Annotated in this window: 25 protein-coding genes; 8 read left to right on the forward strand and 17 right to left on the reverse strand. The window is 36.6% G+C overall.

The features are described from left to right. Positions 1-129: 129 nt before the first annotated feature. Complete coding sequence (locus LC457_RS19520; RefSeq protein ID WP_047424621.1) at positions 130-417, reverse strand: c-type cytochrome; 288 nt, start codon at positions 415-417, stop codon at positions 130-132. Positions 418-437: 20 nt separating this feature from the next. Next, complete coding sequence (locus tag LC457_RS19525) at positions 438-731, reverse strand: cytochrome c (RefSeq protein WP_213277385.1); 294 nt, start codon at positions 729-731, stop codon at positions 438-440. A gap of 199 nt (positions 732-930) precedes the next feature. Between LC457_RS19525 and meaB the strand changes: the two genes are divergently transcribed. Further along, a complete protein-coding gene (gene meaB, locus LC457_RS19530; RefSeq protein ID WP_223601346.1) occupies positions 931-1,923 on the forward strand; it encodes a methylmalonyl Co-A mutase-associated GTPase MeaB in 993 nt (330 codons plus the stop codon). Here the strand turns inward: meaB and LC457_RS19535 are convergent. Next, positions 1,920-2,468 carry a DUF4251 domain-containing protein gene (locus LC457_RS19535; protein ID WP_223601347.1) on the reverse strand — a complete coding sequence of 183 codons (549 nt, stop codon included), beginning with the start codon at positions 2,466-2,468 and terminating at the stop codon, positions 1,920-1,922. The genes meaB and LC457_RS19535 overlap by 4 nt on opposite strands. 105 nt (positions 2,469-2,573) lie before the next feature. Between LC457_RS19535 and LC457_RS19540 the strand changes: the two genes are divergently transcribed. After that, positions 2,574-3,380 (forward strand): M48 family metallopeptidase, encoded by an 807-nt coding sequence (locus LC457_RS19540; protein ID WP_223601348.1) that lies wholly within the window; start codon positions 2,574-2,576, stop codon positions 3,378-3,380. An 86-nt stretch (positions 3,381-3,466) separates the two neighbouring features. Next, positions 3,467-3,778 carry a hypothetical protein gene (locus tag LC457_RS19545; protein ID WP_047424626.1) on the forward strand — a complete coding sequence of 104 codons (312 nt, stop codon included), beginning with the start codon at positions 3,467-3,469 and terminating at the stop codon, positions 3,776-3,778. Between the two features lie 35 nt (positions 3,779-3,813). On the opposite strand, the gene LC457_RS19550 is transcribed toward LC457_RS19545, so the two are convergent. The 11 genes from LC457_RS19550 to LC457_RS19600 all read right to left on the reverse strand — a co-directional run bounded on the left by LC457_RS19550 (position 3,814) and on the right by LC457_RS19600 (position 13,986). Then, the gene (locus LC457_RS19550; RefSeq protein ID WP_047377301.1) at positions 3,814-4,425 is read right to left on the reverse strand and encodes an outer membrane beta-barrel protein; all 612 of its coding nucleotides are present in this window, start codon (positions 4,423-4,425) and stop codon (positions 3,814-3,816) included. Beyond that, positions 4,409-5,224: an ABC transporter ATP-binding protein gene (locus LC457_RS19555; protein ID WP_223601349.1), complete on the reverse strand. Its 816-nt coding sequence runs from the start codon at positions 5,222-5,224 to the stop codon at positions 4,409-4,411. Before LC457_RS19555 ends, LC457_RS19550 begins: the two co-directional genes overlap by 17 nt. Then, positions 5,224-5,976: an ABC transporter permease gene (locus LC457_RS19560; protein WP_047381748.1), complete on the reverse strand. Its 753-nt coding sequence runs from the start codon at positions 5,974-5,976 to the stop codon at positions 5,224-5,226. The genes LC457_RS19555 and LC457_RS19560 overlap by 1 nt, the downstream gene beginning before the upstream one ends. A gap of 103 nt (positions 5,977-6,079) precedes the next feature. Beyond that, positions 6,080-7,450, reverse strand: a complete 1,371-nt coding sequence (locus LC457_RS19565; RefSeq protein ID WP_374200566.1) for an exopolysaccharide biosynthesis polyprenyl glycosylphosphotransferase — start codon at positions 7,448-7,450, stop codon at positions 6,080-6,082. 43 nt (positions 7,451-7,493) lie between these two features. Beyond that, positions 7,494-8,123: a 7-carboxy-7-deazaguanine synthase QueE gene (locus LC457_RS19570; RefSeq protein ID WP_223601351.1), complete on the reverse strand. Its 630-nt coding sequence runs from the start codon at positions 8,121-8,123 to the stop codon at positions 7,494-7,496. 7 nt (positions 8,124-8,130) lie between these two features. Continuing rightward, positions 8,131-9,015, reverse strand: coding sequence for a bifunctional 5,10-methylenetetrahydrofolate dehydrogenase/5,10-methenyltetrahydrofolate cyclohydrolase (locus LC457_RS19575; RefSeq protein WP_223601352.1), 885 nt, complete (start codon positions 9,013-9,015; stop codon positions 8,131-8,133). A gap of 47 nt (positions 9,016-9,062) precedes the next feature. Further along, positions 9,063-10,703: a glucose-6-phosphate isomerase gene (pgi, locus tag LC457_RS19580; RefSeq protein ID WP_223601353.1), complete on the reverse strand. Its 1,641-nt coding sequence runs from the start codon at positions 10,701-10,703 to the stop codon at positions 9,063-9,065. A gap of 206 nt (positions 10,704-10,909) precedes the next feature. Further along, positions 10,910-11,515 (reverse strand): hypothetical protein, encoded by a 606-nt coding sequence (locus LC457_RS19585; protein WP_223601354.1) that lies wholly within the window; start codon positions 11,513-11,515, stop codon positions 10,910-10,912. Further along, positions 11,505-12,014 carry an RNA polymerase sigma factor gene (locus tag LC457_RS19590; protein ID WP_223601355.1) on the reverse strand — a complete coding sequence of 170 codons (510 nt, stop codon included), beginning with the start codon at positions 12,012-12,014 and terminating at the stop codon, positions 11,505-11,507. The genes LC457_RS19585 and LC457_RS19590 overlap by 11 nt, the downstream gene beginning before the upstream one ends. A gap of 24 nt (positions 12,015-12,038) precedes the next feature. Next, entirely contained in the window at positions 12,039-12,917 is an 879-nt protein-coding gene (locus LC457_RS19595; RefSeq protein ID WP_223601356.1) for a TraB/GumN family protein, read from the reverse strand. Between the two features lie 157 nt (positions 12,918-13,074). Then, positions 13,075-13,986: a DUF4349 domain-containing protein gene (locus LC457_RS19600; protein ID WP_223601357.1), complete on the reverse strand. Its 912-nt coding sequence runs from the start codon at positions 13,984-13,986 to the stop codon at positions 13,075-13,077. A gap of 208 nt (positions 13,987-14,194) precedes the next feature. Here LC457_RS19600 and LC457_RS19605 point away from each other — a divergent pair, with 208 nt between their 5' ends. After that, entirely contained in the window at positions 14,195-15,553 is a 1,359-nt protein-coding gene (locus tag LC457_RS19605) for an acyl-CoA dehydrogenase family protein (protein WP_223601358.1), read from the forward strand. A gap of 72 nt (positions 15,554-15,625) precedes the next feature. Here the strand turns inward: LC457_RS19605 and LC457_RS19610 are convergent, their stop codons facing one another. After that, positions 15,626-16,003 carry a DoxX family protein gene (locus LC457_RS19610; RefSeq protein WP_223601359.1) on the reverse strand — a complete coding sequence of 126 codons (378 nt, stop codon included), beginning with the start codon at positions 16,001-16,003 and terminating at the stop codon, positions 15,626-15,628. A 152-nt stretch (positions 16,004-16,155) separates the two neighbouring features. Between LC457_RS19610 and LC457_RS19615 the strand changes: the two genes are divergently transcribed. Next, positions 16,156-16,404 (forward strand): hypothetical protein, encoded by a 249-nt coding sequence (locus LC457_RS19615; RefSeq protein ID WP_223601360.1) that lies wholly within the window; start codon positions 16,156-16,158, stop codon positions 16,402-16,404. Between the two features lie 110 nt (positions 16,405-16,514). Here LC457_RS19615 and LC457_RS19620 read toward each other — a convergent pair whose 3' ends face one another. Next, positions 16,515-17,627, reverse strand: coding sequence for an AI-2E family transporter (locus LC457_RS19620; protein WP_223601361.1), 1,113 nt, complete (start codon positions 17,625-17,627; stop codon positions 16,515-16,517). A gap of 207 nt (positions 17,628-17,834) precedes the next feature. After that, on the reverse strand, positions 17,835-20,240 hold the full coding sequence (gene lon / locus LC457_RS19625; RefSeq protein ID WP_223601362.1) for an endopeptidase La: 2,406 nt from the start codon (positions 20,238-20,240) through the stop codon (positions 17,835-17,837). Between the two features lie 260 nt (positions 20,241-20,500). On the opposite strand from lon, the gene LC457_RS19630 reads away from it, so the two are divergent. The 3 genes from LC457_RS19630 to LC457_RS19640 all read left to right on the forward strand — a co-directional run bounded on the left by LC457_RS19630 (position 20,501) and on the right by LC457_RS19640 (position 25,080). Continuing rightward, positions 20,501-22,654, forward strand: a complete 2,154-nt coding sequence (locus tag LC457_RS19630; protein ID WP_223601363.1) for a peptidylprolyl isomerase — start codon at positions 20,501-20,503, stop codon at positions 22,652-22,654. Between the two features lie 129 nt (positions 22,655-22,783). After that, positions 22,784-23,734 carry an MlaD family protein gene (locus LC457_RS19635; protein ID WP_223601364.1) on the forward strand — a complete coding sequence of 317 codons (951 nt, stop codon included), beginning with the start codon at positions 22,784-22,786 and terminating at the stop codon, positions 23,732-23,734. A gap of 8 nt (positions 23,735-23,742) precedes the next feature. Then, entirely contained in the window at positions 23,743-25,080 is a 1,338-nt protein-coding gene (locus LC457_RS19640) for a (Fe-S)-binding protein (RefSeq protein ID WP_047424663.1), read from the forward strand. The last annotated feature ends 51 nt before the right edge of the window (positions 25,081-25,131 follow it).

Genomic DNA, 25,131 nt, shown 5'->3' on the forward strand with positions numbered 1-25,131 from the left:
ATGACTGTCTCAAGAGTCAAATCATTTGACTTCTGTCATTCTGACGAAGGAAGAATCTCATTGATAATCATAAGCGTGAGATTCTTCACTCCATTCCATTTCGTTCAGAATGACAATTTTGAGGCAGTCTTATTTTTTGTTAACAGAGATCAGATAATCATACACCATTTGATGTTGGTCATCACTCAGTTTAGCCTTTGGAGCCATTCTGCTTAACGTGTTGATCCATCCCTTGTCGTCATGTTTCGTTGGTTCTGGCAGCTTATGGCATTTTGCACAGGAATTTTCAAAAATGGTTTTTCCTTGTGCCAGCTGCTCAGATGAGGTATACTTTGGCCCTGTTACAGCCACACTTTTTGGTCCGCAGGATACCAGAAATGCTGATGCTGCGATACCAGTTAAGATGAATTTTTTCATATCCTATTTTTGTTTGATGATTACTTCTTTACAGAAACAATATAATCATAAACCCATTGGTGCTGTTCATCCGTTAATTTTGCCTTTGGAGCCATAGAATTCATGATTCCTACCCATTGCACAGGGTTATGTGAAGCAGGATCAGGTAATTTATGACATCTTCCACAAGAGTTTTCAAAAATAGTTTTCCCCTGAGCGATCTGTTCCGCAGTAGATGTTGAAGTACCTGCAGTAGCAGTGGATGTAGCAGCTTTCGGCGTACAGGAAACCAGCAAAATACCAGTAAACGAAGCCGCAGCGATGAGTTTTTTCATGTTTCTTCTTTTTGATATATAACAAATGTAATAAATTCCTTAAGCCGTTGATACAGGGCTTTCTAGTTTTAATTTAGAAGAAATAAAAATTAAATTCACGTGAAATCGGTAATCCCGAATGAAGATAATTTAAGCCTTTTGTCTCATCATTGTAAGCCGGCTATTGACCATTCCCATTTTAATTATTAATTTTGAATCAATGAAATTTTCTACAGAAGAGCTAATAGACGGAATACAGTCAGGAAACAAACGCCTGATTGCAAAAGCTATTACATTGGTTGAAAGTAAAAAAGCAGAACACAGGGTACAGGCAGAAGACCTTCTGAAGAAGATTATGCCTCTTACCGGAAATTCTGTGAGAGTAGGAGTGACAGGAGTTCCGGGAGCCGGAAAATCTACCTTTATAGAAAACTTTGGACGATTGGCGATTGCACAGGGTAAAAAAGTAGCTGTTCTGGCTATCGACCCAAGTTCAGCAATTAATAAAGGAAGCATTCTGGGAGATAAAACCAGAATGGAAGAACTAGCCAAAGAAGAAAATGCTTTCATTCGTCCTTCCCCAAGTTCAGGTTTTCTGGGCGGAGTAGCCAATACTACTTTTGAAACCATGATGATCTGTGAAGCAGCAGGGTACGATTATATTTTGATCGAAACAGTTGGAGTAGGGCAGTCAGAAGTGCTTGTTGCTGATATTACCGATGTTTTCTTATTCCTTAAAATCATTGGAGGCGGAGACGAACTTCAGGGAATAAAGCGCGGAATCATGGAAATGGTAGACCTTATTTTCATCAATAAAGTAGATCAGGACAATCTTCAGAAAGCAAAAAATACAAGACTGGAACTGAAAAGAGCTCTGGATTTTATTCCACCTAAAGAAAAAGGCTGGAAAATTCCTGTTTTATTAGGATCAGCTCTACATAACGAAGGGTTACAGGACGTTTATGATAAAATTTTCGAGTTTATTGATCTGAAAAAGAAGAGCGGTCGTTTTGAAGAAATCCGTGTTCAGCAGGCAGAGAAGCGATTTGAATATTGGGTTCAGGAATATATTTTATCCCTGATGAAAAAGAGCAATGCTGTAGAAGAAGCCTATCATATGCACAAAAAAAATGCTTCAGCGATGGTTTCCAATCCAAGTACTGAAGCAAAATTATTTGTTGAAAAATTTTTATCGAATGAAAACAGGGATTAAGGTTTCTCTTTTTCCTGTTTCACTTCAGTTTTTGAAACATATCCGTCATAACTGATTGGCTGTCTGTCATTACTTCTCATTGAGACGAAAGCTTTACCGTTTTTAAAGATCTCAATATTCATTTCTTCAACGGTTCTTACATCTTTTGGCTTAAACTTTAAAGTCCATTTTCCCTTTTTATTCTGAGTTTTAGTTACTGTAAAATCTTTTGAAGTAAATCTGTAGCTGTTATCACTTGTATTTCCATAAGTTGGATTGAATAATCTTCCGAAATATGGCAACACTACGTCCAGCGTGTTTTTACTCACATCAATAGTATAATCGCCATTCAAATTAAGCATTCTCGTTGCAGTAGCATTTGGCATTGAGTTCATGACATTGATAACATCATAATTTGTAGGATTGGCTCTTTCTGCGTGGAATGTAAATTCCTGGGAATCAATTAATGTGTCCACTGTTTTCGAGTCTAATGAGCCCTGTGATGCACAGCTCTGAAAAAAGAACAGGAATCCAAAAATCATTAGTAAAGAAATATACTTTTTCATAATGAGATAATTATTAAATTTAAACAGCAAAATGTATGCAAATATATTCTTTCTGAAATATTTTGGAATAAAAATTGTTAAGGTTGAATTATTAACACTCAAACTATGAAAGTTACACATCTATTAGGAATGGGAGCTATTGCTCTGTCGGCTGTTGCCTGTACTACAAACCCGATTACCGGAAGATCGTCTTTACAGCTGGCCAACAACTCGGAAATTTTAACAATGTCTTCGCAGGAATACAAGACGACATTGTCTAAAGGTAAAGTAATTACCGGTACGGCAGATGCAAAGAGAGTGGTAAATGTAGGAAACAGAATTAAAAGTGCAGCAGAAAGGTATTATCAGAGTATTGGAAGATCAGCAGATCTTGCGAGCTATAGCTGGGAATTTAATCTTCTGCAAAGCAATGAACTGAATGCCTGGTGTATGCCTGGTGGTAAAGTAGCCGTTTATACCGGAATATTACCGGTTACAAAAGACGATAACGGACTTGCAGTAGTACTGGGACATGAGGTTTCCCATGCGCTGGCAGGCCACGGTAACGAAAGAATTTCTCAGGCAATGGTAGCCCAGTACGGAGGTGCTATCCTGGGAGGAACAATCTCAAATTCACAATGGGCGAGTGTTTTCCAGAAGGTTTATCCTATTGGTTCACAGGTAGCTTTATTGAAATACGGAAGAGGTCAGGAATCTGAAGCAGATGAAATGGGGCTTTACCTGATGTCTATGGCAGGATATGATCCGAGAGCGGCAATCCCTTTCTGGAACAGAATGGAAGCGGCTTCTACAGGAGCAAGACAACCGGAATTCTTATCCACCCACCCGAATCCGGAAACAAGAATTTCAGATATTAACAAAGATCTTCCGAAAGCTTTAGAATATTATAAGGCTGCGGGAGGAAAATTATAATTAGAATTTTAATCTTGAATAAGGCCTTATTAAATTTTTAGTAAATTTGATAAGGCTTTTTTATGTAACCACCTAAACACAATATTATGAAGAGTTTATCAATTACCGGACTTATACTTTTGGCTGTTTCTGCATTACTTTTCTATTTAACTACTGATTTTGCCGTAGAACAAATAAAAATCTCTCATATTATGGGAGTAATGGCAGGAGTAGGAATAGGGCTTATCATTGGAGGAATGGTAGGGTATGTAAGTAAAGGAAGCGCTATAAAAGCAGAACAGAAGAAAAAGGAATTCAAACAGCTGCAGAAAGACAAAGAAGAGCTTGAAAAACAGGCTGCAGATATTGCAAAACGTCAGGCTGAACTTGAAGAACAAAATAAAAACCCTCAAATTTAATTTGAGGGTTTAAAGTTGTTATTTTCGATATTAAATTAGAATTTATATCCTAAACCTACCATAAAAAGGTTAGGTCTGTTATCATATCTGATTTCCGAACCGGAAACTCTGTTGATAAAGTTTCTTTCATCCTTACTGAAAGCTCCTTCATATCTTGCATTTACAATAAGCTTTTTGATTTCAAGCTGTGCTCCAAACTGATAGCCAACGGTAAAATCATTTTTAGCATTTTCTTTGAAATCGTTGTAAGTATTGTCTTTATTTAAATTAAAACTTCCAACAGGTCCTACAAAAACACCTAACATATTCCCCAATAGGTTGTATCCTAACAGAACCGGAACATCAATACGGTTGCTTTTAACATCAAAAGTAGTGTTCTCTGTAGTAAACTCATTTTTAAAGTGAGTATAATAGATTTCCGGCATCACAAACAATGAAGTAGGAAGGCCCACTTTTAATGAAAGTCCTACATTGAAACCTACATTGTTTTTACCCGTTCCGTCAATGGCATCATTCACTGTTCCTTTAATATTAGACCAGGAAGGAGAGCCGGTAGGAAAAATTAAGTTAGCCTTACCTGCCAGTGAAATCTGTGCAGAAGCCCACATTGAAAATCCTATTAACGCTATACTAAGTACCTTTTTCATTATCGTCTATTTTTGTATTTGTAGTTTCAATCGTTTTATTATTCTCAAGTAAATATTCTCTCAGCTCTTTAAACAGTTCTGAAGAATAAACGAAATCAATCAGATTTTTATTGCCTGCTGTAATCAGGATATCTTTATTCCCTTCCCATTCTTTGATTCCCAGTCTTAGGTATACAATTTTCTCGCCAATCGTCATTACAGAGTTCATGTCGTGAGTATTGATGATGGTTGTGGTATTATATTCTTTGGTGATCTCGTAAAGAAGATCATCAATGATCTTTGAAGTATACGGATCCAGTCCGGAATTGGGCTCATCACAGAACAGGTATTTGGGATTGTTGACAATCGCCCGGGCAATAGCAACTCTTTTCTGCATTCCTCCTGAGATCTCTGAAGGGTATTTTTTATCTGCCTTATCAAGATGCACTCTTCCTATAACTTCAAAAACCCTTTTCTTTTTTTCTCTGTAGGTAAGATTGGTAAACATATCAAGAGGAAACATAATATTCTCTTCAACAGTTAAGGAGTCAAATAATGCACTTCCCTGGAAAACGGTTCCGATTTCTGAACGGAGATGTTGTTTTTCTTCCCTGTTCATGGTATTGACATTTCTGCCATCGAATAAAATTTCTCCGGAAGATGGCATATAAACATTCAATAAACTTTTTAAAAAAACGGTTTTACCGGAACCACTCTGCCCAATGATTAAGTTTACTTTTCCTTTATCAAATGAAGTTGAAATTCCCTTCAATACTTCAACATCATCAAAACTTTTCTTAAGATCTTTTACCTCAATCATCAGCTTAATATTAATTGGGTTAAAATTAATTCAGAAATGATAATGAATACCATTGTCCATACCACCGCCTGCGTACTCGCTCTACCTACTTCCAGTGATCCTCCTTTTACATTGTATCCGAAATAAGAAGGAACCGTTGCAATGATAAAAGCGAAAACTATAGTTTTGGTAAATGCATAGTAAATAAATAAATTCGGCATATACATTTGAATACCAACGATATAATCATTTTCTGTCCAGTTTCCGGTTAAAATCCCGGCAATATATCCACCACCAATACCAAATACGATACTGATAGCAATAAGAAGGGGATTAAACAGCATACAGGCAATAATTTTAGGAAATATCAGAAAATTGGGTGAGTTTACTCCCATGATATCCAATGCATCAATCTGTTCGGAAACTCTCATTGTTCCGATACTTGACGCAATATAGGAACCTACCTTACCTGCCAGAATAAGACTGATAATGGTAGGCGCAAATTCCAAAACCAAAACCGCTTTCGTAGCATATCCTACAAATGAAGGCGGAATAGGAAAGGAAGAAGCATCAAAGTTGTTGAACATCTGAATAGCCACTACCGCTCCAACGAATATGGATGTGAAGATGACAAGTCCGAAAGAATTTACTCCCAAATCATTAATTTCTCTCATGAACAGCTTCCAGAAAACCCTCATTTTCTGAGGCTTCTGCAGGGATTTTCCCAAGAGGATCATGTATTCCCCTACTGCTGTGAAAAACTTTTTTAACATACTGCTAAATTAGACTTTTTTATTTAATTGGGCTACAGTCGGGAAGAAGACTAAAGCCTGGTTTTGTGTTAAAATTATTTCAATATTGGTCTGGTCCTGTTCTTTATTTTGCATTTTTATCTCCGCCTATCACCAGGAAAACGGTTTTTAAAATAATCACCAGATCAAGGATAAAACTCCAGTTTCTTACATAGAAAGCATCGGCCAGAACTCGTTTTTTCATCTCTACTTCCACATCTCCGAAGTCGCCGCGAAGTCCATTTACCTGTGCCAATCCTGTGATACCGGGATTTACCACACTTCTTAAGCTGTATCTCCCTATTTTTGGCTTATAATAATTATCTACGGCAAGCATATGAGGACGCGGACCTACTACAGACATTTCCCCTTTCAGTACATTGATAAACTGCGGAAGCTCATCAAGACTGGTTTTTCTTAAAAACTTACCTACTTTGGTAATCCTTGAATCATTTATTGATGTGGTTTTGGTTGTTGATTCATCATTTACAACCATTGTTCTGAATTTAAAACAATTGAAAACCTCTTCATGGAAACCATACCTTTTCTGAAGAAAAAATACGGGACCTTTGGAAGTTGCCTTGATTAAAACCGCAATAATCGGGAACACCCACGAACAGATGAAAACCAGTATAACAACAGAAAACAAAATATCAAACGTCCTTTTCATTATAAAATTAGAATAATAATCTAGAGGATATCTTGCCTGGTTAAGGACCGGCTGAGTTTGTATATATCCAAGATCATACAAGAAAAAATCGCTTTGTGTGATACTTGGAATAAGTGAAATATGAATCTTATTATCTTCTGCCAATTTAAAAATCTCATTCTGAATCCATTCACCATAGGAATTTTCCATAGATAAGAATAAGGTATGAATCCCATTCTTTTTCCAGAAAGTAACCAGCTCATTACTATTGATCTCAGAATTTTCGTATTCAAATATTCTGTATCCGTAGTCTTTACGGTCTGTAAAAATATTCTTTAGAATTTCTGTGGAATGATTATCTCCTAAAAACATCACATTCCTGTAATTAGCTCCAAGGGAACGTAAGTACTTGATCGCAAAATAGACCAATGATTTTACAAGAAAAATGAAAATGAAAAGGTAAAGCGAGAGCCAGTATATATCTGAATTGAAAAATACATTGTTACTTACCTTTCCTATAAGCAGTACGCCAAGTATAAAAAAGAGGAAGTGGATTAAAAGGCGTTCAAGAAACAAGGTATACGTAAGGTTTCTCGGAATGTTGTATATTTTTGTCCTACCGCTAAGAAGCACCCAGAACAAAAACAACAGAATCAGAGAAAAAATATTCTGATACCAGGTTTCTTTATGGTATTTTAAACTTTCGTTTCTGCTTATAAAAAAGAATATGAAGATAGATGCAATAACCATGAGGTCAAGCAACATAATGATCGATTTCAGGTATCTAGAGTATCGAATTCTCTGCATCTATCGGTATTATAGCGGATAAGCCCAGCTAATTTAAGCTTTTTTACGGGATATTCAGATATTTGTGAGTCTGAACTGAAGCCTGCCATTCCGGGTGTTCCAGGATGAAATCTGTGATCTTAGGATACATCTCATCTCTTTTACTCCATTCACTTTGAAGATAGAGCTTACAATTTTCAGAAACTTTTGAGGCCTGTTCCTGTGCAAACGTAAAGTCATGCTGATTGAAAATGATCACCTTAAGTTCATGAGCTTTTTGATAGATCTCTTCTTTAGGCAGTCCTGTTTTCTTTGGCGAAAGGGTGATCCAGTCCAGCTGTCCGCTCATAGGATAAGCTCCTGAAGTTTCAATATGCACTGTGCATCCCAGCTCTTTCAATCTGGAAGTCAGTATGTCTAAGTTCCACATCAGAGGTTCACCACCGGTCAGAACGATTGTTTTACAATGTTTTGCAGCTGTTTCTGCAATTTCTGCTGCATTCATCAGAGGATGGAGTTCCGGATCCCAGCTTTCTTTTACATCACACCAGTGACATCCTACATCACAACCTCCCAGCCTGATAAAGTAGGCGGCTTTTCCGGTGTGTGCTCCTTCTCCCTGTAAAGTGTAAAAATGCTCCATTACAGGGAGCATTTTACCTTCTTTTAATAAAATATCTTCTTCTTTATTCATTTTAAAATTAGTCGTTATAGACCGAAGTTTTGTAAGCAATGATGGTATTTTTCATCAACATCGCTCTTGTCATTGGGCCTACTCCTCCAGGTACCGGAGTAATCCAGCTTGCTTTAGCTGCACAGCTGTCAAAATCTACGTCACCTGCAAGGTAATATCCTTTTGGAGAGTCATTGTCTACTCTTGTAATACCCACGTCAACAATTACAGCTCCTTCTTTGATCATATCCCCTTTTAAGAAGTGAGGATCTCCCAAAGCGGTAATTACGATGTCTGCTTTTCTTGTATATTCTTCAATGTCTTTCGTATAAGAGTGTGTAAGGGTAACGGTAGAGTTTCCAGGGAAATCTTTTCTACCCATCAGGATACTCATAGGTCTTCCTACAATTTTACTTCTTCCAATAATTACACAGTCTTTCCCTTTAGTTTCAATATTGTATCTTTCCAGTAATGTTAAAATACCGAAAGGAGTTGCTGGCAAGAAAGTATCCATTTCAAGCGCCATTTTTCCGAAGTTTTCAGGGTGGAAACCATCCACGTCTTTTCTTGGATCAATTGCGTTGATGATCTTTTCCTGATCTATCTGGTCCGGTAAAGGCAACTGAACGATAAACCCGTCAACTGCTTTAGACTTATTAAGCTCGTCAATTTTTTCCAATAGTTCAGATTCCGAAACTGTGCTTGGGAATTTGATTAAGCTGGATTGAAATCCTACTTCTTCACAGTCTTTTACTTTTGAGTTTACATAGGCCTTGCTAGCTCCATTATTCCCTACAAGAATAGCTACCAAATGTGGAGCTCTTTTTTTGCTTGCGAGAATCTTTTCTACTTCAACCTTGATCTCTGCTTTAATTTCCTTGGATACTTTAAGTCCGTCAAGAATTTCTGCCATTTTTACTTTTTTACTTTATAGATTTACTTTTACTTTCTTTTTACTTACTATTTATTTTCTTTATAGTAATTGATCAACCCGTTGGTAGAGCTGTCATGAGAGCTTATTGCTTCATTATTTTCAAGCTCAGGAAGGATTTTGTTGGCTAATACTTTTCCTAATTCCACTCCAAACTGGTCAAAGCTGAAAATATTCCAGATAACTCCCTGAACGAAGATCTTATGTTCATATAAAGCAATCAGCTGACCCAATGAAAAAGGAGTTAATTCTTTGAATAATATAGAGTTAGTGGGTGTGTTTCCATGGAAGACCTTGAAATTGATCAGTCTGTCTATTTCTTCATCAGACTTTCCAGCATTTCTAAGTTCCTCTTCAACTTCTTCCTCCAGTTTTCCGAAGGCAAGTGCTTCAGTCTGAGCGAAAAAGTTCGCTAATAATTTATCCTGGTGATCCGAAACTTTGTTTGGACTTTTTGTATAAGCAATAAAGTCTGCCGGAATCAATTCTGTACCTTGGTGGATAAGTTGGTAAAAAGCATGCTGACCATTTGTACCTGGCTCTCCCCAGATAATTGGTCCCGTTTCATATTCTACAAATTCACCGTTTCTGTCTACACATTTTCCGTTACTTTCCATATCTCCCTGTTGAAGATACGCTGCGAATCTGTCCAGATATTGAGAATAAGGTAAGATAGCATAAGTAGTTGCTGCATAGAAATTACGGTACCAGATTCCAAGAAGTCCCATTAATACGGGGACGTTTTCAGAGAAATCGGCAGTCTGGAAGTGTTGGTCAGTATCAAAAGCACCTTTAAGAAGCTGCTCAAAGTTTTCATATCCTACAGAAAGTACGATACTTAATCCGATAGCACTCCAAAGAGAATATCTTCCGCCTACCCAATCCCAGAACTCAAAAATATTTTCTTCTGCGATTCCGAACTTCTTAACTTCTTCAATATTAGTAGATAAAGCTACAAAATGCTTTGCTACATCTTCTTGCTTTCCAGCCTTAAGGAACCAGTCCTTTGCTGAATTTGCATTCGTCATTGTTTCCTGAGTCGTAAAAGTCTTGGAAGCAATGATGAATAAAGTGGTTTCAGGATTTAAGTTTTTCACCACTTCTGCAATATGATTTCCGTCCACATTGGAAACAAAGTGAACATTTAATCTTGTTTTAAAATGTTTTAAAGCAGAACAAACCATTACAGGACCCAAATCTGATCCACCGATCCCGATGTTTACTACATCTGTAATCTCTTTTCCACTGAAACCTTTATGTTCTCCTGAAATGATTTTTTCAGAAAAAGATTTCATATGATCAAGAACTCTTTTGATCTGTGGCTTGATATTTTCGCCATCCACAAGAATTTCGCGGTCTGAGAAATCTCTCAGTGCTGTATGAAGAACTGCTCTTCCTTCTGTTTCATTTATTTTATCACCGGAGAACATTCTGGAAATGGCATCCTTTAGCTGGCTTTCTTCAGCCAGTTGTAATAAAAGATCCTTCGTTCTTGAATCGATTAAATTTTTAGAATAATCAAAAAGATAGTTGTCCTTTTGCAGGGAAAACTCATTAAAACGGTTCGGATTGTAATGAAAAAGGCTTCTAAGATCAAAGTCATTTCCACCGAAGTGTTCGTCAAGTGCTTTCCAGCTATTAGTTTGTGTTGGATTTATTTTTGATAGCATATTACAGAATTTTTATCGTTCAGAAAGTCATATATCGGATGAAAATAGTTCATAATCCATAATGATTTATTTCTGATTTGCAAATTTACGGAAAAATAAAACCTCAGATAAATTTGAAGACGATAAATAACATTTTTTTAAAAAACAAAACCTCAGAGTTCATCTGAGGTTGTATAAAAAGTGTTTGGTGATAAGAATTTAAGATCTTATTCGTCCATTTCGTTCAGAATATTTTCCAGTTTTTTGGCGCTTCCTCCATAAATATATTTTGTCCATAGAACGATACTTGTGATAACCCCTAAAGTCCCTAGCAGTACGGCGATGATTAATCCCTGCTGATGAGAAGCGGTAAGCTCTGTCAAAGATTTTCCGTGCTCTTCCATTGTGTTATAGATGATAAGTCCTATTGTTACCAGGAAATGAGGAAGCAATAAAAATCCGAAAGACTGGTATCGTTCCATATTCAGACGAAGCTCATGATATATTTTCCAAAGACTGTTTTTGGTGTTTCCTGTGTAAAGCTCCGTCTGTTTGTAAAACTTATAAAATCCAAAGAGATAATATGAAGATATTACAACCATCATGGTATAGGATACATAATAAATAATGTATTGTGAAGAAGGAAACTGAAACTGAAGGGGGAAAAAAGCCATGAGAATAATCGCTAGAATCTGCATAGGGAATTCTCTTTTCATATTTTTCTGGATTTTTTCTATAGGGTGTTTGCTTTCCTTTAATTGCTTTATAGTGTCAGGAATATGGACATCACTGTCTTCTTTATTCCATTGTTCTTTTAATTGATCAAAATTCATAGCCTGATTTTTTTATGATTTGCTGTATTTTTTCTTTTGTTCTGTTGAGTTTTACGCGGGCATTGCCTTCGCTGAGCCCTAGATTATTTCCGATTTCTTTGTGTGACATTCCTTCCATGAAATAAAATATGACGGCTTTTTCTAAGGAATTCAGCTCCTGAACTGCGCTGTAGAAAATTTCCAGCTGCCTGTCTTTTGTGGGATTATAATCTTCCTGCAGTACCTCAAAATGATGAGAAGCATCTGTATGATTATTGGATCTCTGTTTTTCCTTTTTTAAAAACGTAATCGCAGTATTGATGGCAACCCGATACATCCAGGTGGAGAACTCGCTGTTCCCTTTGAAATTCTGATAGGACTTCCAAAGCTGGATAAGGATTTCTTGCTGCAGATCTTCCCGGTCTTCTACAGAATCTGCATAGATCCGCGAGGCTTTGTATAAAATACCTTTGTGCTGGTTGACAAGCTTTAAAAAGGCAGTTTCAGTTGGATTACTCACTATAATTTCATAGTTAGGTTATTGTTATAAACTCGTCACAGGTTTTACTGTATAGCCCTTTGACTGAAGAAGTGGAATAATACCATTTTCACCCATCAGATGAGAACCGCCTACCGCAAAGAAGGAGCTTTCTTTTTTCATTATTTCCGGCATTATTTTTACCCAATTTTGATTTCTGTTGGTCAGCATTGCTTTTTCCTGTCTTGCATTCATGAATCTTTCATCTTTAAAAAGACTGTAAAGAGATTGTACATTTTCATTTTTGAAAGCTTCAATCATCTGTCTGAAGAGGATTTCATATTCTTTACCCATTTTTAGTTGAGCTATGGTGCTTTTCAGATCATAGGCTTCGTTGATGGATTTCATCTGATCATCTACTTTTTCAAGACCTTTAATACTTTTTTTATCTTTTATTGCTTTTTGAAGAAGTTCCATTTCGTAAAGCTTTACTTCGGTCTGGGGACAAGGAATAGCCTTGGTAGAAAGCAGTGCATAGAGTGTCTGAGGATTTGAAGAATCTACGCTTTTCAGATCCGTTCCGTAATTGGTGAGAATAGTATTCAGTTCTCTGGCTTCTTCCGGAGAAAGCTGGTCAGAAATTTTTTTATCCGTTTTTTGATACATTTTTTGTAGTGACATCATTTCAGCAGGATCTGTATAATTGATTTCCATAACAAAGTTGTCAGATTTCTCCAGAGCTTTTAATACCTTAGGTTTTATTTCAAAATCTTTACTGCATAAGATATGAAAAGTCCCGGTAATATAAGAAGGCTTGGAAAGACCATTTCCGGAAACCTCCCAAAGCAGGCTGTTATCTTTGCTGTTGGTGTTGCTTTGTGCATTGGCAGTCATAGAACTCAATGATAATAACGCTGCGAATCCAAGTTTTACTAAATTTTTCATAATATTAATTTTTTTGATTTTCTGTTCTTTTAAACAGTAGGTAAAGCAGGTATTACAATCGTTACAGTTTTTTTTCAAAAAAAATAAAAACCTCCCGAAAACAGGAGGTTGTAAAATCTAAAATTATGATGATAACCAATTGGTTAGTAGAGTTTTTTTATTGTTGGATTTTCGGTTGCTCAGGTTTTGAAATTTTTCTTTTTCTTAAGAAATAGATCAGAGCCGCTGCAATTAATAGAATTGGCCAGATATTGATAAGGGCAACTATAATTCTCTGTATCAGATAAAAACCATAGACAAAACCATCTTTTGCATCATAGATGAAATTGTATTTATATTTATTATCAATGCTTGTGGTATTGGCAACGGCAATTTCAGCGATACGCAATTGAGGTTCTTTGATGTAAATATCAATAGTGCTGTATTTCAGGTCGTCTGTCATATTCATACTTGCCAGCTTTTGAAGGTTTCCTTCAGACATATTCTCATCATCCAGCGTTACTTTATCTTTATTTGTCTTTAATTTGTTGATGTTCTCAGAAGTCTTTTGATTTCTTTTTCCTTCCAGTTCAGAATACTTGATGTTGGCCGTCACATCTTCCGCATTGATGGATCTTGAATTAAGAAATAATTTGTTTGAATTGATTGCTGTTAAAAGTTCGCCAAGCTTTTCAGTAGGAATACGTACCTGCATTCTATTTTCCGACTGGTACTTTTTAACTAACATAGCTTCTTCGTTGGAAGTGTTGTAAGTGTCTTCAGAAATTACATTGCTTTGAAGATTACTGTTGGTAACAAAACCTCCAAGTTCCTGAACCGATTTTTCAATGGCGATGGTTGCGTTATATACATCTTTCACTTCCATGCTGACATCTGCTGTCTTGATGAACTGTTTGTCTTTTACCTTCATATCGGCAACAGATGAAATGCTGTCTGAAACAATAGCAGAAGCTGAATCTGTTGTAGCATAAGCATTAAGATCTGTTTCAGCAACTTCACCTTTTTTACATGAATAAATTCCTAATAAAAGCACAGCAGATAGAGATAATTTAATGTAAGTCGTTTTCATAGCGTTGATTTTTGTTGTTTTCCTTGAGTCAAAGTTCAGTCAGAATGTTTTGTAACGCTTGAAAATCAAAAGTAAAAAACTTGTAAACGGAATATTCTATTTTAATTGGTTGAAATTAAGTGTTTTGTAAAATAATAAAGGGCTTCGTGCTTTGCTTTCGGAGCAATTTTTGCTTATCTTTTACAAACCAAAATTATAATCTATCACTATGTCAAATACCTTTTCCAAAATCAGAAACGCAATAGGACTATTCACCTCCATAGATTTTGATCAGCTGAGTGCCATTTCTCAAAAAGTGGATCTTCCGAAACTGATGCATAATTTCTCAAAACTGGATGATAAACAGCTTTCCGGGCTTATGAAAATGCTTGATCCGGGAAAGAAAAAGAAAGAATTACCACCTATTGATGGTGACTTTTATGATATATACCATACCCTTACTCTCGAACAACGTGAAATTCAGCTTAAAGTAAGAGCTTTCATGGAAAAAGAAGTAAAACCTCTGGTAAACCATTACTGGCTAAGGGACGAATTTCCGTTTGAATTGATTCCAAAATTCCAGAAACTGGATATCTGCGGTGTTACTTACGAAGGTTATGGCTGTCCGGGAATGCCTTTTCTGATGGAAGGAGTCATTGCGATGGAAATGGCAAGAGTGGATGCCTCCATTGCGACATTTTTTGGAGTACAATCCGGGCTGGCAATGGGTTCTATTTATATCTGCGGGTCTGAAGAACAGAAGCAAAAGTGGCTTCCGCAAATGCAGAAATTTGAAAAAATAGGTGCTTTCGGGCTTACAGAACCGGAAGTAGGTTCCGGAGCAGCAGGCGGCCTCACTGTAACCTGTAAAAAAACACCTGAAGGCTGGGTTCTGAACGGTCAGAAAAAATGGATAGGAAATGCGACTTTTGCTGATATCATTATTATCTGGGCAAGAGATCTGGATAGCGGAGAGGTGAAAGGATTTATTGTGGAAAAAGATAATCCGGGATTTTCTGTAGAAAAGATTAAAGGAAAAATGGCTCTAAGGATTGTCCAGAACGGATTAATTACTTTAAAAGACTGTATTGTAACAGAAGAAAATCGTCTTCAGAATGCCAACTCATTTAAAGATACCGGAAAAGTACTGAGAATGACCAGAGCAGGAGTAGCATGGATGGCCACAGGCTGTGCACGAGGAGCTTATGAAAGTGCTTTGGATTATACCAGAAAAAGAGAACAGTTTGGAAGACCTATTGCTTCATTTCAAATGATTCAGGGGCATTTGGTAGAAATGCTGTCCAATCTTACTGCGATGCAAACGATGGTGTTCCGGTTGTCCGAAATGCAAGATGAAGGAATTTTGAAAGATGAACACGCCTCTTTGGCTAAAGTTTTCTGTACGCTCAGAACCAGAGATATTGTTTCCAGAGCAAGAGAAGTAATGGGAGGAAACGGAATTTTGCTGGAGTACGATGTAGCCAGATTTGTTGCAGATGCAGAAGCTATTTATTCCTATGAAGGAACGAAAGAGATCAATTCATTGATTGTAGGGCGTTCTATTACAGGTTTCAGTGCTTTTGTATAGCAGGTAGCAGATAATAGGTTATAGGTAGTAAAGACTACTGGTGCTGCAACCTGCAACCTATTATCTGCCATCTTAAGAAACTAAATGTTTATACTTCTCTTTGTTGTCAATAATCATCCAAAGGTTGATCAGGAACATCACCCCGGCAATACCCATTCCCATTGGAGATTTGTCCATAGTGAAAACATGGGTAACAATTCCTACCATCACTGGTAAAATAACAATAGCTCCCAATGCTCTTGTTTTTGGGAAAATAAACAGTAATCCGCCAATGACTTCTACGATACCCACTAATGGCATCAGCCAGCTGATTTCTCCGAAAGCAGAGAAGAGTTTCATTTGCTCCGGAGTAGGTTTCTCCATAGGCATATAGTTAAAAAACTTGTTTAATCCGGCATTAATAAACATAAGACCGAACAGTAAGCATAAAATGAATTTTATTATTTTCATGATTGATGATTTGATATCAAATGTAAAATAAAAATAGAATATTTTGTTATTTATTTAACATAAAATATTAAATCAATTGTTAATGTGCGTTAATTAGTGCTTTTGTATAATTTTATTGCATATCTTCGAAAAGCAAATCAAAACTATAAATCATGCTAAAAAATCTTAAAAAATTAAATCGTACGGATTTAAGAGAAATCCAAGGGGGAGGAGGTGTTGGAAAATGTGATATAGGACCGATTGGATGTCCATGTAAAATTCCACCTGGTGATCCTTGTTTAGGTGGCCCGGGAGGAAATCCTGAAGGCCCGACTTACGGATATTGTCCAGACAATCCATCTTATATCCTATGTACAGAAACTTGTCCAAATGGAACGAGTCCCTTGTGCCCTCTTCCATAACAATAAAAAAGACTGTCTTTAAAAAGGCAGTCTTTTTTATTTAAATTTAAAAGCTCAAGTCTTTAAAATAATATTATTTATTACTCATTACATATTGCTCTTAGTAATGATCAGTCCATTTCCTTCAGCGTAATATTCTTAGAAATCTTATAACTTTTCTTCTTTTTATCAGGTCTCTGTTCTTCCCCGAGTAATCTTCCCCAAGGTTTGAGATCGTCAACTCTTTCACAGATAATTTTTATAATAGCAATCGCCGGAATACACAGGAACATTCCTGCAATTCCCCAAAGATGCTCTCCTAAAAGAATTCCAATAAATGAAAATAAAGCATTGATTTTTACTTTGGAGCCCACTACAAATGGCAGGACAATATTTCCATCTACAGCATGAATCGCAATATATCCCAAAGCAACATAGATACATGTTGAAGGAGTAGACGTTGCAAAAGCTATAAAACAGGAAATTAGAAGTGAAATAAAAATTCCAAGATAAGGAATCACATTTAATAACCCGGTAAGAACTCCTAAGAGAATGGCATATTTTACTCCTAAAACTGTAAGGAGAATAGATGTTAAAACAGAAACGATAATTACCTGAAGAAAAAGCCCGAAGATATACTTCTTGGTCATGATACGGATCTCATTTACAGCTTCCTGTACACTTGTTTTATGTCTTTCGTTGAAAACGGTGACGATAAAATTATTTAAAAGCCTTCTGTAATTTAAAATAAAGATAAAAAACAGGGTGAAAAATATAATAAAGCCGAATCCCGTTGAGAAAATCCCAAAAGTAAATCCTAAAATGACTCCCGAAGAAGATAACAGTTTCGTTAATCCCTGGTTAATATAATCCACCTGTTCATCCACTTTTACATTAAATGTTTTGGAAACCCAGTGCTGCAGGCTGTTGAAAACAGTGGTAAACTGCTCCTTGAGGTGTGGAAGATCTTTGCTGAAGTCAGACAGCTGATTGGTGAAAAAATAAATAATACCACTTAGAATTATCAGCATAATAAATACTGAAGTCATTGTAGACATGGATCTCGGAAATCTTAACTTTCTTTCCATAAAAGTGGCTGCCGGCAAAAATAGCATAGCCATAAGGAATGCCAGGAAAAACGGAGCTAAAATACTCTGTCCTAATGCCAGAAGATAGCCAAGACCGATGATGGAAATGACCACAAGTGTAAGCTTGGCAAGGAAAGGAAGTCTAAGAAAATTCATAATCTAAAAATCTGCAGTGTGGAATAAAAATAAGAAAACCCCTTTGAATTGAAAAATTTTTTATTCAATCCTTCAGGATTTTCTTCTATTGTATCAAATTTTATTCCATGCAACGAAGAAAAGAATGTATTTGTTGATAAAACAGAAACACGCTCTGATACTCAGAACGTGTTTCCTTATTGAGAAGTTAATATGTTACAAATTGTTTTATTCTTCAATGGCGATGTCAATGACTTCCTCCATTCTGCTGACGTAATGTACTTTCAGATCTTTTAAATAATCTTTTTTGATCTCTTCAACATCTTTTCTGTTGGCTTCACAAAGGATAACATCTTTAATTCCGGCTCTTGTAGCAGCAAGAAGTTTTTCTTTGATTCCTCCTACAGGAAGCACTTTTCCTCTTAAAGTAATTTCTCCCGTCATCGCAAGGTGAGGTTTTATCTTTTTGTTTTTAAAAGAAGAAACCATTGATGTAAGCATTGCAATACCTGCAGACGGTCCATCTTTAGGAGTTGCCCCTTCAGGAACGTGTACGTGGATGTTTTTCTTGTCCAGTTCCTCCTGTGGAATTCCCAGTTCGTCATGCTTGGCTTTAATATATTCCAAGGCAATAGTTGCAGATTCTTTCATTACCGTACCAAGGTTTCCGGTCATCGTTAATGCTCCTTTACCATTGCTTAAAATACTTTCAATATAAAGAATATCTCCGCCTACGCTTGTCCAGGCAAGACCTGTTACAACTCCTGGAACTCCGGTAATTTCTGACAAACTTTTTGGTCTTGGAACTCCAAGGATTTCATCTACTTTTTCTACTGAAATTTTTGGATCATATTCTTTTACCAAAGCAGTCTGAAGGGCTACCCATCTTCCAACGGCAGCAATTCTTTTCTCCAGAGTTCTTACACCGCTTTCCGAAGTGTGTGCTTCTATAATATGCTTAAGCTCTGCATTTCCAAGTTTGAATGACTTTGCATCCAGGCCATTTTCCTCCTGTTGTTTCTTGATTAAGTGTCTTTTCGCAATCTCAATCTTTTCCTCTAAAGTATACCCGGCAATCTGAATAATTTCCGTTCTGTCCAAAAGAGGAGTCTGTATCGTTGAAAGAGAATTGGCTGTAGCAATAAACATTACTTTTGACAGGTCATAACCCATCTCAAGAAAATTATCATAAAAAGATTTATTTTGTTCAGGATCAAGAACCTCTAATAGTGCTGAGCTTGGATCCCCATGAAGTCCCTGTCCGATTTTATCAATCTCATCAAGTACGATTACCGGGTTTGACGTACCGGATTTCTTGATCGATTGTAATATTCTTCCCGCCATAGCACCGATATAGGTTTTTCTATGTCCTCGGATTTCACTTTCGTCATGAAGACCACCTAAAGATAATCTTACGTACTTTCTTCCTAAAGCATCTGCAATAGATTTTCCTAAAGAGGTTTTACCAACTCCTGGAGGCCCTACCAGCAATAAAATAGGAGACTTCATATTATTTTTTAATTTTAAAACAGCCATGTGTTCCAAAATTCTTTTCTTGATATCTTCCAGCCCAAAGTGAGCTTTGTCAAGCACTTTTTCTGCTTTTGCAATATCAAAAATATCTTTTGTATACGTTTCCCAGGGAAGGTCTGTAAAGAAATCCAGATAGTTTCTCTGTACATTATAGTCGGGAGAATTAGGATTCTGGCGTTGTAATCTGCCGATTTCCTTTTGAAAATGCTCCTCTACTTCTTTACTCCATTTTTTGGTTTTAGCCTTGGCAATCAGATCTTCCACATCGCTTTCAGGTCCTCCGCCCAATTCTTCCTGGATGGTTCTGATCTGTTGATTCAGGAAATATTCTCTCTGCTGTTTGTCAAGATCCTTTGAAGTTTTCTGATGAATCTGGCTTCTCAATTCCAGTTTTCTGAAATCTTCATGCATCATTTCGTAGCATTGATTAGCTCTTATCATCAGGTTTTTTTCTTCAAGAAGCTTTTGTTTTGCTATTGAAGAAAAATTGGCATTGGTGCAGATGAAATTAAGAAGATCATCATTATTATTGATGTTTTTGATCGCAAAATTGGCTGCATTAGGAATATTCGGGTCCAGTTCAATGATCTTTAAAGCAAGATCCTTGATGTTTTCAAGCAATGCTTCATATTCCTCCTGATTTTTAGGACGTGTATCTTTTAATTTTGATATTTCTGCCCTGAAATAAGGTTGATTTTCAACAATCTTTTTAATCTTGAATCTATGGAAACCTTTCGTGATCGCCGTAATATTTCCTTCCGGAAGCTTAATAATCTTAATGATCTTTGCTAAGGTACCGGTTGTATAAATATCTTTTTCGGCAGGCTGTTCCATATCCGAATTTTTCTGGCTTACAATTCCAATGAAATCTCCGTTCTTCTGGGCTTCCTCAAGAAGCTGTATAGAGGTTTTTCTCCCGGCAGTAATAGGAATTACCACATTGGGGAACATTACCATATTTCTTACGGGAAGTATAGGGAATATTTTCTGTTCGGAATTTTTATCAGTCTCAGCGAAGTCGGAAAGATTGATTTCTTCAGTTACGATATCAAATCCGTCACTGATCATTTCTTCTAAACTAATATCTTCAAATTCTATCATAGTCAATCGAATGACAAATTGTCATTTTCGTTTTTTATCGTTAAAGGGATTTTTTATAATATGCTCTGAAAACGTGTGGCATATTATAATATTCTAAAAATGCACAATACTTATGCCATTTGTTTTTTACTTAAAAATACGGTCAAAATTTCCTTTTTTAGATAATCTTTGCATTAAAAATCAAAATAAAGCAGTTCTGTTTCTGTAATTTCTTAAAAATGTGTATTTTCGCAAACTGATAAAAAACTATAATTTATAAAATGGCAATTTTAGGACAGATTAGGAGTAAGCCTTGGCTTTTAATGGGAGTAATAGCCTTAGCGCTTTTGGCGTTCTTGGTGAACCCGGATAGTATCGACAAGGTTTTTGGTAAAAATCCTGACGTTTTAGGAAAAGTAAATGGTGAGAAAATCACCCGCGAAGAGTTCAATGATCAGCTTTTCGTGTTGCAGCAGCAGGCTGAACAACAAGGTCGTCCGAAAGCCGGTCTTGAAGAGCAGGCGTGGCAGTTACTTGTACAATCTAAACTTATCAAACAACAGTTTGAGAAACTAGGCTTTGAAATGACTGATGATTATTTCTGGAACCAAATCCAGTACGATCAGATGTTTGCTCAGAATCAGCAGTTCTTTGATGAGAAAGGTAACTTTAAAACTCAAGATCTTAAAAAAGAAATTGAAACATTAAAAAACACCAATCCTGAAGGATATAATCAATGGTTGAAAACTAGAAAGACGATTGAATACAGACTAATGGCAAGACAGGTGTTTACCAATATTTCAGCAGGTATCACTACCGGTAAGAAAGAAGCAGAAGAATTGATGAAGCAGAGAGATCAGCTTGCAGATATCGACTTTGTGAAAGTGGATTATGTGGCATATCTTCAGAAAACCAAGATCAATGTTACAACACAGGATCTGGCAGACTACATCCAGAAACACCCTGTAATGTTCAAAGCTGAACCAAGCAGAAATATCGGTGTTGTATACTTCCCATCAAAACCTAGTGCAGCAGATGATGCGGCAACTCTGAAAGAAATTACAAAATTATATTCAGGAGGTACAGATGCAAGCGGAGGTACGGAAAACTTCCAGAACACGAAAAACGATTCTATGTTTGTAATGGCAAATTCTGATGCGCCATTCAATCCTCAGTATATGAATCCTGCTCAATTGCCTCCAACGATCAAAGATCAGATTACTACAGCAGCAGTAGGTCAGACTTTTGGGCCTTATAAAGAGCAAGACGTTTATGTAGTTTCTAAACTTGTTGGTAAAAGAGCTTCAGATTCTACTTTATCAAGACATATCCTTATTGCATTCAAAGGAAGTCCTGCAGGCGAAGGAGTAACAAGATCGAAAGAACAGGCTAAGAAATTAGCAGACTCTATTGGTGCTATTGTAAAAGCAACTCCAGCTAAATTTACAGAATTCCTTAAGCTTTCCAGCGATCCGAATTCTGCAGCTCAAGGAGGTAGCTTAGGATGGACAACTCCGGAAACGCCTTTCGTACCAGAATTCCTTGCTTACCTTGCAAGCAATCCTAAAGGAGCTACAGGAGTAGTAGAAACACAGTTCGGTTACCATATCATCAATATTGAAGATAAAAAATCAGGATCAATGGGGTATAAAGTTGCCAACCTTGTGAAAGCAATTAAACCTTCAGATGCTACTGAGGCTGAATCAGACAAAAAATCAAGAAAATTCATTCAGCAGGTTCAAGGAAAATCTTTCAACGATTTCGTGAATATTGCTAAAAAAGGAAATTACCAGTTCTCTAATCCAAAAGCAGCAAAAAGATTTGAAGGTCAGATTCAGGGCTTAGGTACTGAAAAAGATGCAGAGATTCTTACCTGGGCTTTCGATAAGAAAAGAACTAAAGGAGATACTGAACTATTTACTGTAGATGGAACAGGTGATAAAATTGTAGTTTATCTGAATGGAAAACAGGATGCAGGTCTTGCTGATCCGGAATCTGTAAGAGATCAGATTGAGACTATCGTTAAAAATAAACTGGCTGCAAAACAAATTTCTGATAAAATTACTGCAGCAAAAGCTTCAAGCTTAGATCAGGTAGCTAAATTATTTGCAGCTCCAAAACAATCTGCTCAGGTAAATCTATTGAACCCTTCAGTAGCTGGTTCTATGGAACCTAAAGTTGCCGGTGCAGCATTCGGTGTTGCAAAAGGTAAGCTTTCTAACCCGGTTGAAGGTGGAACAGGAGTTTATGTTTTGATTAAAAAATCAGAAACAATCAACAAACAACCTGGAGATCTTAAGCAGTTTACAGAGTCTCTTACTCAGAGAAGTTCTGGAATGTTCGGACAGGCTTGGATGAAGAGTCTTCAGGACAATGCAGATATTGAAGATTTTAGAATTGAAATCTGGGGTAAACTTGGAAATCAACAACAATAAAAAAATCATTTCAATGATATAAAAAGCGACAATTTTTTTTGTCGCTTTTTTTTGTATTTAACGCAGAACAATATTGGAAAAGATTTATTTAAAATGTGTTATATTTGCTTATTAGAAAAAAATTAGCAAGTGAAGTTCAGTAAAGAATTAAAAGCTGGTGTGATCACACTTCTGGCTATTGTAGGCTTTGTGGTATTGTTTCAGTTTATGAAAGGGAAAAGCCTTTTTACTACCGACAATATATTTTACGCAAAATATGATAATGTAGAAGGTCTGGCACAGTCTTCTGCGGTTTCTATCAACGGATTGAAAGTAGGGCAGGTGGATAAAATTATTCCTCTAACCTCAAAAGACGGTAAAATTAATTTTGTTGTAAAAATTACAGTAGATAACAAATTTGAATTTTCAAAAAATTCATCATTAGAAATCTTTGAACCAGGATTAATGTCCGGCAAAGAAATGAGAGTAAACCTTGCATACGGAGGTCAGACCGCTAAAGACGGTGATACCCTGCAGGGAGCTTTCAAACTGGGAACGTTGGGAAGTCTTTCTTCTCAGGTAGGTCCGGTAAAAGATCAACTGCAGGTGGTTCTACACAGAGTAGACTCTCTGATGGCTAATGCCAATCTGCTTGTTGATGCTCAAAACAGAGCTGAAATAAAAGCTTTATTATCCAATCTTAATAAAACCGTAGGTGCATTACAGACTACAGCAGGAAGTGTAAACAGCCTGGTAGGACACAATGATCCTAAACTTCAGAAAGTACTGGATGATGCAAGCCTTACGATGCAGAGTGGAAAAGTGACGCTGGATAAATACGGAAATCTGGCACAGAGCATTGATACTAAACAATTGAATGCAACTATTGCTAACTTGGATGCTACTGTAGGAAAACTGAATCAGGTGATTGGTGGAATAGACAAAGGAGAAGGAAGTTTAGGTAAACTGATGAAAGATGATCAGCTTTACAATAATCTGAACTCAGCTTCTTCCAACCTGAATACATTAATTGAAGATATGAAAGCGAACCCGAAAAGATATATCAACTTCTCGGTTTTCGGTAAAAATAATAAAGACTAATACACCGTATGCAGTACATCGATAACATTATTTTCCTGATTTTATTAGTGGCCGGATTTGGTTTGTTTGCCAAAAGCCTTTTAAAGATCTATAGAAATATCAGGTTAGGTCACGAAATCAACAGAAACGACAGAAAAGGAGAACGTTGGGGAACGATGGCTCGTGTAGCAATGGGTCAGAGTAAAATGACGGCACGTCCTGTTGCGGGAGTTTTGCACCTTTTTGTATATGTCGGTTTTGTGATTATTAATATCGAATTAATAGAAATCGTTGTTGATGGAATATTTGGGACACATCGTTTCTTATCAAGCATTTTAGGACATACATTTTATAATTTCTTCACTGCAACACTAGAAGTTTTAGCACTTTTGGTGGTGATTGGTGTTGTTATTTTCTTTATTCGTAGAAATTTTTACGGAGTGAAAAGATTGACAATGAAAGAACTTTTCGGATGGCCTAAAAATGATGCAAACTGGATTTTGATCATTGAATTCGCTCTGATGATGGCTTTCTTTATGATGAATGCTTCAGATTTTATTTTACAGGCGAGAGGTGTTTTTCCTGAACATGGAAGCTTCCCGATTAGTGAAATGACATTCGTTCCGTTTTTGGAAATTTTCAATTTTGACAGCGGATTTTTGATGTTCACAGAAAAAGGAGCCTGGTGGTTCCATTTTGTGGGAATTCTTTTCTTCATGAACTATCTTTATTACTCAAAACACCTGCATATTATCCTTGCATTTCCAAGTACTTGGTATGCAAATCTTGATAAAAAAGGAAAATTCAATAATCTAGACTCTGTAACTAAAGAGATCAAATTAATGATGGATCCTAACGCAGATCCTTATGCTGCACCAGCTGAAGGAGCTGAAGCTGATGTGCCGTCTAAATTTGGTGCTGAAGATATCTTTGACCTTAACCAGGTACAGCTGCTTAATGCGTATTCATGTACAGAATGCGGACGCTGTACTTCCGTTTGTCCGGCTAATATTACCGGTAAAAAACTTTCTCCGAGACTTATCCTGATGAAAACCAGAGACAGATTGGAAGAAGTAGGACGAAATATTGATGCAAACGGAAAATTCGTTGATGACGGTAAAAAACTGTTGAACGATTATATCACAAAAGAAGAACTTTGGGCTTGTACAACATGTAATGCATGTACAGAAGCCTGTCCGGTATTGCTTGATCCGCTTTCCATAATTTTTGAAATGAGAAGATTCCTGGTGATGGAACAGTCTGCTGCTCCACAGGAACTGAATCTGATGATGACCAATGTGGAAAATAATGCAGCTCCTTGGCAGTACAATCAGGCTGACCGTCTTAATTGGGCATCGGAAAACTAGATAATTAATCGATTTGAAAATTTGAAATTGATACAATTCTAATCATTTCAA

It is taken from the genome of Chryseobacterium sp. GVT01B, assembly GCF_019970045.1.
GTDB lineage: Bacteria > Bacteroidota > Bacteroidia > Flavobacteriales > Weeksellaceae > Chryseobacterium.

Coding starts and splice junctions, on each gene's coding strand:
- LC457_RS19610 (WP_223601359.1), bottom strand. CDS start 16,003: ATGAAAATAATAAAATTCATTTTATGCTTACTGTTCGGTCTTATGTTT.
- LC457_RS19605 (WP_223601358.1), top strand. CDS start 14,195: ATGTCAAATACCTTTTCCAAAATCAGAAACGCAATAGGACTATTCACC.
- lon (WP_223601362.1), bottom strand. CDS start 20,240: ATGATAGAATTTGAAGATATTAGTTTAGAAGAAATGATCAGTGACGGA.
- LC457_RS19600 (WP_223601357.1), bottom strand. CDS start 13,986: ATGAAAACGACTTACATTAAATTATCTCTATCTGCTGTGCTTTTATTA.
- LC457_RS19630 (WP_223601363.1), top strand. CDS start 20,501: ATGGCAATTTTAGGACAGATTAGGAGTAAGCCTTGGCTTTTAATGGGA.
- pgi (WP_223601353.1), bottom strand. CDS start 10,703: ATGCTATCAAAAATAAATCCAACACAAACTAATAGCTGGAAAGCACTT.
- LC457_RS19540 (WP_223601348.1), top strand. CDS start 2,574: ATGAAAGTTACACATCTATTAGGAATGGGAGCTATTGCTCTGTCGGCT.
- LC457_RS19570 (WP_223601351.1), bottom strand. CDS start 8,123: ATGAATAAAGAAGAAGATATTTTATTAAAAGAAGGTAAAATGCTCCCT.
- LC457_RS19520 (WP_047424621.1), bottom strand. CDS start 417: ATGAAAAAATTCATCTTAACTGGTATCGCAGCATCAGCATTTCTGGTA.
- LC457_RS19595 (WP_223601356.1), bottom strand. CDS start 12,917: ATGAAAAATTTAGTAAAACTTGGATTCGCAGCGTTATTATCATTGAGT.
- LC457_RS19525 (WP_213277385.1), bottom strand. CDS start 731: ATGAAAAAACTCATCGCTGCGGCTTCGTTTACTGGTATTTTGCTGGTT.
- LC457_RS19535 (WP_223601347.1), bottom strand. CDS start 2,468: ATGAAAAAGTATATTTCTTTACTAATGATTTTTGGATTCCTGTTCTTT.
- LC457_RS19550 (WP_047377301.1), bottom strand. CDS start 4,425: ATGAAAAAGGTACTTAGTATAGCGTTAATAGGATTTTCAATGTGGGCT.
- LC457_RS19545 (WP_047424626.1), top strand. CDS start 3,467: ATGAAGAGTTTATCAATTACCGGACTTATACTTTTGGCTGTTTCTGCA.
- meaB (WP_223601346.1), top strand. CDS start 931: ATGAAATTTTCTACAGAAGAGCTAATAGACGGAATACAGTCAGGAAAC.
- LC457_RS19575 (WP_223601352.1), bottom strand. CDS start 9,015: ATGGCAGAAATTCTTGACGGACTTAAAGTATCCAAGGAAATTAAAGCA.
- LC457_RS19560 (WP_047381748.1), bottom strand. CDS start 5,976: ATGTTAAAAAAGTTTTTCACAGCAGTAGGGGAATACATGATCCTCTTG.
- LC457_RS19565 (WP_374200566.1), bottom strand. CDS start 7,450: ATGCAGAGAATTCGATACTCTAGATACCTGAAATCGATCATTATGTTG.
- LC457_RS19555 (WP_223601349.1), bottom strand. CDS start 5,224: ATGATTGAGGTAAAAGATCTTAAGAAAAGTTTTGATGATGTTGAAGTA.
- LC457_RS19620 (WP_223601361.1), bottom strand. CDS start 17,627: ATGAATTTTCTTAGACTTCCTTTCCTTGCCAAGCTTACACTTGTGGTC.
- LC457_RS19615 (WP_223601360.1), top strand. CDS start 16,156: ATGCTAAAAAATCTTAAAAAATTAAATCGTACGGATTTAAGAGAAATC.
- LC457_RS19640 (WP_047424663.1), top strand. CDS start 23,743: ATGCAGTACATCGATAACATTATTTTCCTGATTTTATTAGTGGCCGGA.
- LC457_RS19585 (WP_223601354.1), bottom strand. CDS start 11,515: ATGAATTTTGATCAATTAAAAGAACAATGGAATAAAGAAGACAGTGAT.